Origin of the sequence: Clostridium sp. UBA2485, assembly GCF_002341865.1 — a bacterium.
Taxonomy (GTDB): domain Bacteria; phylum Bacillota; class Clostridia; order Clostridiales; family Clostridiaceae; genus Clostridium_J.
This window is the reverse complement of record NZ_DDOV01000011.1, coordinates 52,954-65,641: the sequence shown is the minus strand read 5'-3', so window position 1 is coordinate 65,641 and position 12,688 is coordinate 52,954. Positions and strand designations below refer to the sequence as shown.

At 29.4% G+C, this 12,688-nt stretch carries 8 protein-coding genes; 7 read left to right on the top strand and 1 reads right to left on the bottom strand.

The window, feature by feature from the left end; all coding sequences use genetic code 11:
- Positions 1 to 105: 105 nt before the first annotated feature.
- Positions 106 to 2,334 carry a formate C-acetyltransferase gene (gene pflB / locus B3603_RS01495; RefSeq protein ID WP_291559884.1) on the bottom strand — a complete coding sequence of 743 codons (2,229 nt, stop codon included), beginning with the start codon at positions 2,332 to 2,334 and terminating at the stop codon, positions 106 to 108.
- A 678-nt stretch (positions 2,335 to 3,012) separates the two neighbouring features.
- On the opposite strand from pflB, the gene B3603_RS01490 reads away from it, so the two are divergent.
- The 7 genes from B3603_RS01490 (at position 3,013) to yihA (ending at position 12,655) form a co-directional block, all read left to right on the top strand.
- On the top strand, positions 3,013 to 3,855 hold the full coding sequence (locus B3603_RS01490) for a hypothetical protein (RefSeq protein ID WP_291559881.1): 843 nt from the start codon (positions 3,013 to 3,015) through the stop codon (positions 3,853 to 3,855).
- Positions 3,856 to 4,113: 258 nt separating this feature from the next.
- Positions 4,114 to 5,406 (top strand): trigger factor, encoded by a 1,293-nt coding sequence (gene tig, locus B3603_RS01485; RefSeq protein ID WP_291559879.1) that lies wholly within the window; start codon positions 4,114 to 4,116, stop codon positions 5,404 to 5,406.
- A gap of 153 nt (positions 5,407 to 5,559) precedes the next feature.
- Positions 5,560 to 6,147: an ATP-dependent Clp endopeptidase proteolytic subunit ClpP gene (clpP, locus tag B3603_RS01480; RefSeq protein ID WP_291559877.1), complete on the top strand. Its 588-nt coding sequence runs from the start codon at positions 5,560 to 5,562 to the stop codon at positions 6,145 to 6,147.
- 19 nt (positions 6,148 to 6,166) lie between these two features.
- On the top strand, positions 6,167 to 7,459 hold the full coding sequence (clpX, locus tag B3603_RS01475; RefSeq protein WP_291559875.1) for an ATP-dependent Clp protease ATP-binding subunit ClpX: 1,293 nt from the start codon (positions 6,167 to 6,169) through the stop codon (positions 7,457 to 7,459).
- A gap of 439 nt (positions 7,460 to 7,898) precedes the next feature.
- Complete coding sequence (gene lonB / locus B3603_RS01470; RefSeq protein WP_291559872.1) at positions 7,899 to 9,584, top strand: ATP-dependent protease LonB; 1,686 nt, start codon at positions 7,899 to 7,901, stop codon at positions 9,582 to 9,584.
- Between the two features lie 160 nt (positions 9,585 to 9,744).
- Positions 9,745 to 12,078 carry an endopeptidase La gene (lon, locus tag B3603_RS01465; protein ID WP_291559870.1) on the top strand — a complete coding sequence of 778 codons (2,334 nt, stop codon included), beginning with the start codon at positions 9,745 to 9,747 and terminating at the stop codon, positions 12,076 to 12,078.
- On the top strand, positions 12,068 to 12,655 hold the full coding sequence (yihA, locus tag B3603_RS01460) for a ribosome biogenesis GTP-binding protein YihA/YsxC (RefSeq protein WP_291559867.1): 588 nt from the start codon (positions 12,068 to 12,070) through the stop codon (positions 12,653 to 12,655). The genes lon and yihA overlap by 11 nt, the downstream gene beginning before the upstream one ends.
- The last annotated feature ends 33 nt before the right edge of the window (positions 12,656 to 12,688 follow it).

Here is a 12,688-nt window from a genome sequence, read left to right as displayed (position 1 = left end):
AGGCATTTATATAGTTGTATTAAAAAAACCATTAGATTAAAGTTAATAGCTTTTTTAATACAGTAGAATTACCTATATTAGTATAGGTAATTCTACTTAAATTAATTACATTGATTCATGGAATGTTCTGCTTATAACTTCTAATTGTTGAGCTTTAGTCAATCTGTTGAAATTAACAGCATATCCAGAAACTCTAATTGTTAATGTTGGATATTTATCTGGATTTTCCATAGCATCTAATAATGTTTCCCTATTTAAGACGTTAACGTTTAAGTGGAAAGCACTTTGTCCGAAATATCCGTCCATTATAGACACTAAATTACTAACTCTTTCTTCTTCAGTTTTTCCTAATGCATCAGGAATTATTGAGAATGTATTTGAAACTCCATCTTGACAAGATTCCTTGTAAGGAATTTTAGCAACTGAGTTTAATGATGCTAAGGCACCATTTTCATCTCTTCCATGCATTGGGTTAGCACCTGGTGCAAATGGCTCGCCAGCTTTTCTTCCATCTGGAGTAGCACCAGTTTTCTTACCATAGACAACATTAGATGTTATTGTTAACACTGATAATGAGTGTTCAGCATCTCTATATGTCTTGTGCTTCTTTAACATTTCAGAGAATTTTTTAATAACTTCTACAGCAATATCATCAACTCTATCATCATCATTTCCGTATTTAGGAAAATCTCCTTCAATTTTAAAGTCTATAGCTATTCCATCTTCATTTCTAATAGGAGTAACTTTAGCATATTTTATAGCACTTAATGAGTCAGCTACAACTGATAATCCTGCAACTCCAAAAGCCATAAATCTTTTGATATTTGTATCGTGTAAAGCCATTTGCCCAGCTTCATAAGCATACTTATCATGCATATAGTGAATTGTATTCATTGTATCAACGTATAATTCAGCCACATATTCAAGAACTTCAAAGAATTTAGTTTTAACTTTTTTGTAGTCAAGAACTTCATCACTCATCTTATCTAGACCTTTAATTACAGTGCTAAATGTTTTTTCATCAATTCCACCATTAATAGCGTATAATAGTGATTTACCTAAATTAGCTCTAGCTCCGAAAAATTGCATTCTCTTACCAATTTCCATAGCTGATACACAACAAGCAATACCATAGTCATCACCATATACTGGTCTCATTATGTCATCATTTTCATATTGAATTGCTCCAGTTTCGATTGACATTTTTGAACAATATTTTTTGAAGTTTTCTGGTAATTTTTCTGACCATAAAACTGTCATATTTGGCTCTGGTGCAGGGTTTAGATTAATTAATGTATGCATGAATCTGAATGATGTCTTAGTTACAAGTGGTTTACCATTTACGCTAACTCCACCAATTGCTTCTGTTATCCAGTTCGGATCCCCAGCAAATAGATCGTTATAATCAGGAGTTCTTAAATGTCTAGCTATTCTTAACTTTATAACAAATTGATCAATTATTTCTTGAGCTTCTATCTCTGTTATAATACCTTTTTCTAAATCTCTTTTAATATATATATCTAAGAATGTGCTAACTCTTCCTAATGACATTGCAGCACCATTGTTTTCTTTTATAGCTGCTAAATATGCAAAATAGGTAAACTGTACAGCTTCTTTAGCGTCTTTAGCAGGCTCTGAAATATCTATTCCATAAGAAGCTGACATAGCTTTTATATCTTCCATAGCTGCAATTTGTTCATTAACTTCTTCTCTTTGTCTTATTAAGTCATCTAAAGCTGGTCCTTTAAGTTCAGCTAAATCTTTTTTCTTTTCATTAATTAAAAAGTCCATTCCATAAAGTGCAATTCTTCTATAATCACCAATAATTCTTCCTCTTCCATAAGCGTCAGGAAGACCAGTTAATAATCCAGCACTTCTAGCTGCTCTTATTTCATCAGTATAAGCATGGAAAACACCTTGGTTATGAGTTTTTCTATATTTAGGGAAATATTTGTTTATTTCTTCATTTAATTCAAATCCATAAGCTTCTAAAGATTGTTCTACCATTCTAAATCCACCAAATGGATTAACTATTCTTTTTAGTGGAGCATCTGTTTGTAGTCCAACAATAACTTCATTAGCTTTATCTATATATCCAGGAGCAAAGTTATTAATTCCAGATATTTCATTAACTTCAACATCAATTATTCCTTTTTTTATTTCTTCTATTATTAGTGCATGAGTTTTATCCCAAACCTTAGCAGTTTTATCTGACATTCCTACTAAAAAAGTATCATCACCTTCATATAATGAATAGTTCTTTTGAATAAATTCTCTTACATCAATAGATTCTTGCCATAGCTCGCCTTTAAAGCCTTCCCATTGTTTAAACATTTACTATTCCTCCTAATATATTACAATTTAAAAAATAAAACAGTTCTTATATTTAACTATAACAGCATAAGGTTAAATATAAATTTATTTAACGGTATTTATTTACGATTAATAATTATTTTATCTTGTGTTATAATTGTATTACTAATACAGAACTAATTCAATAGATTTTTATATTTTCAGAATATTCAAACTTAAATAATAATTACTACTTTTCATGCATGATAACGTATACTAAAGTGGCTGATATAGTAATGTTGAAATATAAAATTCAAAATATGTCATTTTTCATAGAGAGAATTGAAAAAGAAGAGGTGTAAACATAAAATATGAATGAAGGAAAAATAAAAAAATTAATAGTGTGTAACATATGAAAATAAAACTGTTTTGTATTTTGACTAATACAGTTTTAAAAGGATAAAAAAATCTATAAAAATAAAAGTCAAAAGGTATTAAAAACAGATATTAAACTGTTATAATTTGTATGTTATATTGTTATTTATACTATTTAGCTAATATGTGTAATAATAAGTTACAGTAAATTAATAAAAAAATACTAATTCCAATAAAAATGAGTTATAATAGAATGAGTAGAATTAGATAGCTATTTGAAAGGATACTTTAAAAATAATATTCCATTTTATTTATGCTATTATACTGAGTATGGAGGGAAGACAAGTGGGAAGAAGAAAACCTAGCATGTTTAGTAAGAATTACGAAAAACAGATGAGGAAAAGAAGAAGAAGATATGTAATGCTAATTTTAGCTTCTGTTGCAGCTGTTATAGTTATAGTATTTAGCTCACCAATAAAACAAAGCTTATTAAATATAAAGGATACTATAATATTAAATAAAGATAATAAAAATAAAGATAATAAAGATGAAAAATCAGAAACTGCTACGAATAATAACAAGGAAGATAACAAAGATAAAATAGATAATAAAAGCGAGGAAGAAAATTTAAAAGAAGAAGCTAATAAGCAAAAGACATTACAAGAAGAGAAAGAAATTAAATTAAGTGATAATGCTACTGTAAAACTTGTTATAGAGAATAAAAATAATGATAAGAGAATTATATCTATTAACAATGCTGAAAATACTACGAGTGATATTAGTCCCTCAGGAAAACAGGCTGTTTTCGAAGAAAAAAAGGAACAACGAATCTTCTTAATGAATGTAAATGGAGATTTAAAGGAAATAACAAAAAAAGAATATGTATCTACAGAAAATGAAATTTTTTCTAAAGAGTCTGTACTTCAATATACCCCAGGATATCTATGGGGTAGCAATCCAAAATTTGTAGATGAAAAAAATATTGCATATATAAGTTATTTACCATGGATAAATGAGGATAAAAATCAATATGTATGGATGATGAATTTACAAAATTTAGAACATACCGCTTATTATAATTTAACAGGTAAAGATATTAAATTTGGAAAAATTGAAGAAAAAGGATTAATTATTAATATAGATGGTAAGGTGAATTTTTTAAAGGGTGAAGGAAATATAGTTTATTAATAGGAAAGTTTGTAAATTTACTTGTAATTTTATATGAATTTATTGTATAATTTGAAACAAACTCTACAATTTATATTATTTTGTAATGTCAATTTATATGTTTTAGAGTAAGATGTATTAATGGTGTCAGTTGTATTATTTGCAATATTAGGATTTAGCGTTATTAAAAAAATGACAATTAATCTATGTAATTATTAAGAAAGTATGGTATAATCTATTAGGTTAATATTCATTTATGATATTAGGAGGAAGAAAACAATGAACGTTAAAATGGAAAAATTAGAAAAAAACGTTGTAAAACTAGAAATAATCGTTGAAGCTGAAAAATTTAATGAAGCTTTAAAGAAATCTTTTGCTAAAAATGCTAAGAAATTTAACATACCAGGATTTAGAAAGGGTAAAGCTCCACTTAATATAGTAAAAAAATATTATGGAGAAGGAGTATTATTTGAAGACGCGATAGACATGATATATAGAGATACATATCCAAAAGCGTTAGAAGAAAATAACATAAATCCAATTGATTATCCATCAATAGATATAGTTCAAATTGGAGAAGGAAAAGAGTTCATATATACTGCAGAGATAACAGTTATGCCAGAAGTTGAACTTGGTGAGTACAAAGCTTTAGAAGTTAAGAAAAATGAATACAATGTAACTGATGAAGATGTTGAAAATAAATTAAAAGAAGTTCAATATAGAAATGCAAGAGTTGAAGTTAAAGAAGATAAAGTCATAGAAAAAGGCGATATAGCTATTATTGACTTTAAAGGATTTACAGATGATGTTGCTTTTGAAGGTGGAGAAGGAACAGATTATGAATTAGAGATAGGTTCAGGTACATTTATAGACAATTTTGAAGAACAATTAATAGGTTTAAAAGCTGGAGACTTTAAAGAAGTTAATGTAACTTTCCCAGAGCAATATGGAAGAGAAGAATTAAATGGAAAACCAGCTAAATTTGAAGTTAAAATTAAGACTGTTAAGGTAAAAGAATTACCTGCCATAGATGATGAATTTGCTAAAGAAGTTTCTGAATTTGAAACATTGGAAGAGTATAGAAATGATATAAAAGCTAATTTAGAGGAAGCAAATGAACTAAGAGTAAAAAAAGAATATGAAGAAGCTGTTATAAATGCAGCAGTAGCTAATGCTAAAATTGATATTCCAGAAGTTATGGTAAATAGGGAAATAGATGGAATGTTAAAAGATTTAGAAACTAGATTACAATATCAAGGATTAGACATTCAAACATACTATCAATTCACAAATACAAGTGAAGAAGGTTTTAGACAACAAATGAAAGAAGTTGCTACAAATAAAGTTAAAACTGAAGTTGTTATGGATAAAATAGCTGAAGTAGAAAATATAACAGCAACTGAAGAAGAAGTTAAAGCTAAGGCTAAAGAAATGGCTGAAATGTATTACGGAGCTTCAGAGGCAGATAAAACTGCTGAGTTATTAATAAACTCTCAAAAAGAGTATTTACAACTTCAAGTTACTACTGAAAAAGTTAAAGATATGTTAGTTGAAAGTAGCAAAGCTATCTAAATTTTATAATAAAACATATTTAAGAGAATTAATTGCCAGAGCAATCTGGCAATTAATTTTAAATATATAGGATTAAAGTTAAATTATAAGGATAAACTTAAATAGTAGAAGTTTTGTGCTATAATTTATAATATATAAAAAGGAGGATGTTGTATGAGTTTAGTACCAATGGTTATAGAGCAAACTAATAAAGGCGAAAGATCTTATGATATTTATTCTAGACTTTTAAAAGACAGGATAATATTTTTAGGCGAAGAAGTTAATGCTACCACTGCTAGTTTAGTTGTGGCTCAATTATTATTTTTAGAGTCAGAAGATCCAGATAAGGACATACATTTATATATAAATAGTCCAGGAGGCTCAATTACAGATGGTATGGCTATATACGATACTATGAATTATATAAAGCCAGATGTATCAACAATTTGTACTGGTATGGCTGCTTCAATGGGAGCGTTTTTATTATCTGCTGGAGCAAAAGGAAAGCGTTTTGCACTTCCAAATAGTGAAATAATGATACACCAACCATTAGGTGGATTTAAAGGTCAGGCAACTGATATAGATATTCATGCCAAGAGAATATTAAGAACAAAAGAAACTTTAAATAGAATATTAAGTGAAAATACAGGCCAATCACTTGAAAAAATTCAAAGTGATGTCGAAAGAGATTATTTCATGACCGCAGAGGAAGCTAAAGAGTATGGATTAATCGATGAGGTTTATGAATTTAAAAAGAAATAGCAGTTAGAGAGGTGTAGACATGCCAAGAAATGATGAAAAGAAAAAGTTCAAATGTTCCTTCTGTGGTAAAAGCGAGGAACAGGTTAGAAGACTAATAGCTGGTCCAGGTGTTTATATATGTGATGAATGTATAGAACTATGCTCTGAAATCATCATAGATGAAAAAGAAGATGATGTTCAAATTGACATGGAAACACTACCAAAACCAGACGAGATTAAAAAATATCTTGATCAATATGTAGTTGGGCAGGATGATGCAAAAAAATCTTTAGCTGTTGCAGTATACAATCATTATAAAAGAATTAGTTCAAATATAAGTGAAAGTGATGTTGAGCTTCAAAAGAGTAATATACTGCTTCTAGGACCAACAGGTTCAGGTAAAACACTTCTTGCTCAAACCTTGGCTAAAATGTTAAATGTACCATTTGCTATTGCAGATGCTACTACCTTAACAGAAGCAGGATATGTCGGAGAAGATGTAGAAAATATATTATTGAAATTAATTCAAAATTCTGATTACGATATTGAAAGAGCAGAAAAAGGTATCATATATATAGATGAAATAGACAAGATAGCAAGAAAATCAGAAAATCCTTCTATTACCCGTGATGTATCTGGTGAGGGTGTGCAACAAGCATTGTTAAAAATATTAGAAGGAACTGTTTCATCAGTACCACCTCAAGGTGGAAGAAAGCATCCACATCAAGAGTTTATTCAAATTAATACTTCAAACATACTGTTTATATGCGGAGGAGCTTTTGATGGCTTAGAAAAAATAATAACTAGAAGAACACAAAAATCCTCTATGGGATTTGGAGCCAAAGTTCAATCTAAGGAAAATATAGATATAGGAGTATTACTAAAAGAGATAATGCCTGGAGATTTACTAAAATTTGGTTTAATTCCAGAGTTTGTAGGAAGATTACCAATAGTTGTTACATTAGAGGCTTTAGATGAAAATGCTTTAGTTAATATATTAAGTGAACCTAAAAATGCTCTTGTTAAACAATATAAAAAATTATTTGAAATGGATAATGTCCAATTAGATTTTGATGAAGCTGCATTGAAAGCAATTGCTAAAGAAGCTATTAAAAGAAATACTGGAGCTAGAGGATTAAGAGCTATTATAGAAGAAACTATGAAGGATATTATGTTTGAAATTCCTTCAAGAGAAGAGGTAGAAAAAGTTATTATTACTGAAGAGTCAGTGAAAGATAAAAAACCTCAATTCGTAATAGCTGAAAGTGGAAAGAGAGCTCCATTAAAATTAGAAGCTAAAAATAAGGTTAAAAGAGGTTCAGAGCCGGCTTAATACAGGATAATGTACCTCAAGTTAAAATTTATGTAAGCTTTTATTTAAAGTTTGTAATATAGAATATGAAAATAAAGTTTAGTCCTAAAATAATTTTGATTTAGGACTAAACTTTTTTTAATATAAGTACTTTTAAGGTGATGTTTTGAAATTATAACAAAATTAAAATCTAGAAATTTTATGTTATGTTAAGAATCTTACATAAACAGTTGGTTAAATATTGTGCTAAATAATGAAAAAATAAATTATAATTTCATCTTATAATATTTAAAGCTTATATATAAGGAATTATTTATAATTTAAAATGCTTTTTTATTACATTATGGAATATAAAATTGTGCAATTGTAAAGAATAGTAATATATTTAAAAGTTATCTGGAAAATTTATCTAATGAAAGGAGGATTAGCTTAATTTTATAGAATCTAAGCTAAATTATTTATGAGCGATAAATTATTATTCTTTACTATGGGAATACAAATGGTTTTTACAATTATAATAGGGTTGTACTTTTTTAATGCTTTAAAGGGTCAGCAAAGCAATAAGGTTGTAATTAACAAAGAAAATCAAAAAGAAATAGATAAATTAAAAAAAATGAAGAGCATATCATTATCTATGCCTTTAACAGAAAAAAGTAGACCTAGTAGCTTTGAAGAAATAATAGGCCAAGAAAAAGGAATTAAAGCACTTCAGGCAGCTATTTGTGGGCCTAATCCACAACATGTAATTATTTATGGACCTCCAGGAGTAGGAAAAACTGCAGCTGCAAGATTAGTCCTTGAGGATGCTAAAAGAAGAAAAACATCTCCCTTTAAAGAAGAGGCTAAATTTGTAGAAATAGATGCTACAACTATTAGATTTGATGAAAGAGGTATAGCTGACCCACTTATAGGTTCGGTGCATGATCCTATATATCAAGGGGCTGGGCCATTAGGAGTTGCAGGTGTGCCACAACCAAAGCCAGGAGCTGTTACTAAAGCACACGGGGGTGTACTGTTTATAGATGAAATAGGAGAGTTACACCCTATAGAAATGAATAAGTTATTAAAAGTTTTAGAAGATAGAAAAGTATTTTTAGATAGTGCATATTATAATTCAGAAGATCAAAATATGCCTAGTTATATAAAAGAAATATTTGATAATGGATTACCAGCGGATTTTAGGTTAATAGGCGCTACAACTAGAAGCCCTGAAGAAATAGCACCGGCTATTAGATCGAGATGTGTAGAAATTTTCTTTAGAGCTTTGCAGCCAGAAGAAATAGAAATAATAGCAAATAATGCTATGAAAAAAATAGGACTATTACTTGAAGAAAAAGCTTGTGAATTAGTAGGATTATATTCTACTAATGGAAGAGATGCAGTCAACTTAATACAATTAGCTTCAGGAATCGCTATTAATGAAAATAGAGATACTGTAACAGTAAGTGATATAGAATGGGTTATTGAGAACGGTCAATATACACCAAGACCAAATAAAAAAATAAAGGAAAGTCCTCAAGTGGGTTTTGTAAATGGATTAGCAGTATATGGAGCAAATATAGGTTCTGTAATGGAGATAGAGGCTAGTGCCAGAGCAGTAAATTTAAGAAAGGGAAAAATTAAAATTACTGGAATTGTAGAAGAAGAGGAGATCAGTGGGCATAATAAAAAAATAAAAAGAAAGAGTACTGCTAGATGTTCTGTAGAAAATGTTTTAACAGTACTGGAAAGATTTTTTAACATAGATACTGACAAATATGATATACACGTAAACTTTCCAGGGGGTTCGCCAGTAGATGGACCTTCAGCAGGTATTAGCATAACAACTGCTATCTATAGCGCTATAACAGGGGTAGCTATAGACAATAAAGTTGCTATGACAGGAGAGATTTCCATTCATGGCAATGTTAAGCCTATCGGCGGAGTAAATGCTAAAATACATGCAGCTAAGAAAGCAGGAGTTACAAAAGTAATAATACCAAAAGAAAACTGGCAAGAAAGTTTTAAAGATATAGAAGGCGTAAAAATTGTTGCAGTAACCAATATAGAAGAAGTAATAAAAGAAGCTTTAGTCAAGGAGAATGTTGTAAATATTCCAGTGGAAAATGGAGTAGATATTCTTACAGCTCAGTCTGCAGATATGTAAATATTAGGCTATGTATTAAATACATAGCCTAAATTAATTTAATGATTATTATTAATTGAAAAAATTTCTTTTTATAGGTATAATATATAAGTCTAGCTATATACTTTTTTAAATAAATTAAAAAAATCATTTTATTAATTATAGAAATGAGGGGAGAAAAATGGAGAATAATATTAAAAAGCTTCCTTTAATTCCTCTAAGAGGGGTAAATATCTTTCCATATATGGTTTTACATTTTGATGTGGGAAGAGAAAAGTCAATTCTTGCCCTTGAAGAAGCAATGTCAAAGGATCAAAAAATATTTTTAGTTTCTCAAAAAGATGCTAAGGTTGAAGAACCAGAAGAAAAAGATATATACAAGGTTGGAACTGTGTGCAATATAAAACAGTTTGTTAAATTGCCAGGAAACTACATGAGAGTTCTGGTGGAAGGATTGTCAAGAGCAAGGATAGTAAACTATATAGATGAAGAAGATTCAATTTATTCTGAGGTTGAAATAATTGAAGACATACAATATGAGAATGATAATGAATGTATGGCATATGTAACATCTATAGAAGAAGCTTTTGATAGGTATTTAGAGCTTATAGGTGATATGAGTTCAGAAGTTCTGATAGATTTAGAAGATGAAGAGGACTATGGTAGATTTTGTGACACAGTAGGTTCTTATATGATGTTAAAGCAGAACAAAAAACAAGAACTTTTAGAAGCTATAGATGTTAAAGAGCGTTTAGAAAAGCTCCTTATATTTATAGAAAATGAAATTGAAGTTGTTACATTAGAAAAGAAAATAGGAACTAAAATTAAGAGCAAAATTGGAAAGGTTCAGAAAGAATATTATTTAAGGGAGCAACTTAAAGTAATACAAGAGGAATTAGGTGAAGAAGACGAAGGAAGTAAAGAAATAAGAGAATACGAAGACAAGATTAATAAAAATAAGTTGCCTAAAGAAGTTAAAGAAAAAGCAGTTTATGAGCTGAATAGATTAAAGAGTAGCGGAGTTCATACACAGGAAGCAGTAGTTGTAAAAAATTATCTAGATTGGGTATTAGAGCTTCCATGGAATAAGCTAACTAAAGATAATTTAGATATAAAAAATGCTAGAAAAGTGTTAAATGATGAACATTATGGACTTGAAGATGTTAAAGAAAGAATAATAGAATATCTGGCAGTAAGAAAGATAAGTAGAACTTTAAAGGGGCCTATACTTTGCCTTGTAGGACCACCGGGAGTAGGAAAAACTTCTATTGCTAAATCTGTGGCTAATGCATTAGGACGTAAGTTTGTAAGAATGAGTTTAGGTGGAGTTAAAGATGAAGCTGAGATAAGAGGGCATAGGAAGACTTACGTAGGTGCAATACCAGGTAGAATTATAAATGGTATGAAAGAAGCAGGATATAAAAATCCATTATTTTTATTAGATGAAATTGATAAAATGGGCGCGGATCATAGAGGAAGCCTTGCAGATGCATTACTTGAAGTTTTAGATAGTGAACAAAATTCAACTTTTAGAGATCATTACTTAGAACTAGATTTTGATTTGTCAAAAGTTTTATTTATAACAACGGCAAACTCCTTAGATACTATATCTAGACCATTATTAGATAGAATGGAAATAATAGAAGTAACGGGATATACACCAGAAGAGAAATTTTTTATTGCTAAAGATCATTTAATTCCTAAACTATTAAAAGAGCATAATATGGAAGAAGGACAAATTAAAATATATGATTCTGCCATAAGAAGTATAGTGGAGAACTATACAAGAGAATCAGGAGTTAGAAATTTAGAAAGAAAAATATCTTCTGTTATAAGAAAATCTATTACTGAAATGGTAGAAAAGGATAAAAAGAAGGTAGCTATAACTACAAGCTATGTTAGAAAGTATTTAGGTCCAGAAATTTATAGTTATGATGATTTAGATAAAGAAGATAAAATAGGCGTTGTAACTGGACTTGCATGGACTGGATATGGTGGAGATACATTACCAGTAGAGGTAACTGTTATGGAGGGGAATGGTAAACTTCAATTAACAGGACAATTGGGTGATGTAATGAAAGAATCTGCTAAAGCCGGATATAGCTATGTAAGAACAAATACTAAACACTTTAACATTGAAGAAAATTTTTACAAGGATAAAGATATTCATATACATGTACCAGAAGGGGCAGTACCTAAAGATGGACCATCAGCAGGTGTAACCATGGTAACAGCAATGGTATCCGCATTAAGTAATAAAAAAGTTAAACATAATGTGGCTATGACTGGTGAGGTTACTTTAACAGGAAGAGTGCTTCCAATTGGTGGATTAAAAGAAAAGAGTTTAGCAGCTTACAGAATGGGTATAGATACAATTATTATACCTAAGGATAACAAGAGAGATATTGAAAAGCTTCCAAAATCTTTAAAAAACAAATTAAACTTTATAATAGCGGAGAACGTAGATGATGTATTAGAAAATGCATTAATTGGAGAGATGAAAAATGGAAATTAAGCAATCAGAATTCACTATATCAGCAGTAAAACCAGAGCAATATCCTACAGACAATAGGGTTGAATTTGCATTTGTAGGTCGTTCAAATGTTGGAAAATCATCACTTATAAATACTTTAACAAATAGAAGAAAGTTGGTTAAGGTAAGTGGTACACCAGGAAAAACTAGATTAATAAACTTTTTCATAATTAATAATGAATTTTATTTTGTAGACTTACCTGGTTATGGATATGCTAAAGTATCCAAAAGTGAAAAGGCAACTTGGGGCCAAATGATGGAAAAATATTTAGTTAATAGACCACAACTTAAAAAGGTTGTATTGTTGGTAGATTCAAGGCATAAACCTACAAATGACGATATATCAATGTATGAATGGATAAAGCATTATGGATATGGTGTAGTGGTAGTTGCTACTAAAAAAGATAAATTAACTAAAAATGAACTTTTTAAAAGCAATAAACTAATTAGAGAAACGTTAAAAATGGATAAAGATGAGCCACTTCTTTTCTTTTCATCTTTAAAGAAAGAAGGAAAGGAAGACCTTTTAGAGGAATTATTTAAGGGAATAGAAATATAATAATAAAGGCATATACAGTTTAAGTATATGCCT

Excerpts from the sequence above, each read along its gene's own strand:
- lon (WP_291559870.1), top strand. The coding sequence starts at position 9,745 with ATGGAGAATAATATTAAAAAGCTTCCTTTAATTCCTCTAAGAGGGGTA.
- pflB (WP_291559884.1), bottom strand. The coding sequence starts at position 2,334 with ATGTTTAAACAATGGGAAGGCTTTAAAGGCGAGCTATGGCAAGAATCT.
- clpX (WP_291559875.1), top strand. The coding sequence starts at position 6,167 with ATGCCAAGAAATGATGAAAAGAAAAAGTTCAAATGTTCCTTCTGTGGT.
- clpP (WP_291559877.1), top strand. The coding sequence starts at position 5,560 with ATGAGTTTAGTACCAATGGTTATAGAGCAAACTAATAAAGGCGAAAGA.
- lonB (WP_291559872.1), top strand. The coding sequence starts at position 7,899 with ATGAGCGATAAATTATTATTCTTTACTATGGGAATACAAATGGTTTTT.
- tig (WP_291559879.1), top strand. The coding sequence starts at position 4,114 with ATGAACGTTAAAATGGAAAAATTAGAAAAAAACGTTGTAAAACTAGAA.
- yihA (WP_291559867.1), top strand. The coding sequence starts at position 12,068 with ATGGAAATTAAGCAATCAGAATTCACTATATCAGCAGTAAAACCAGAG.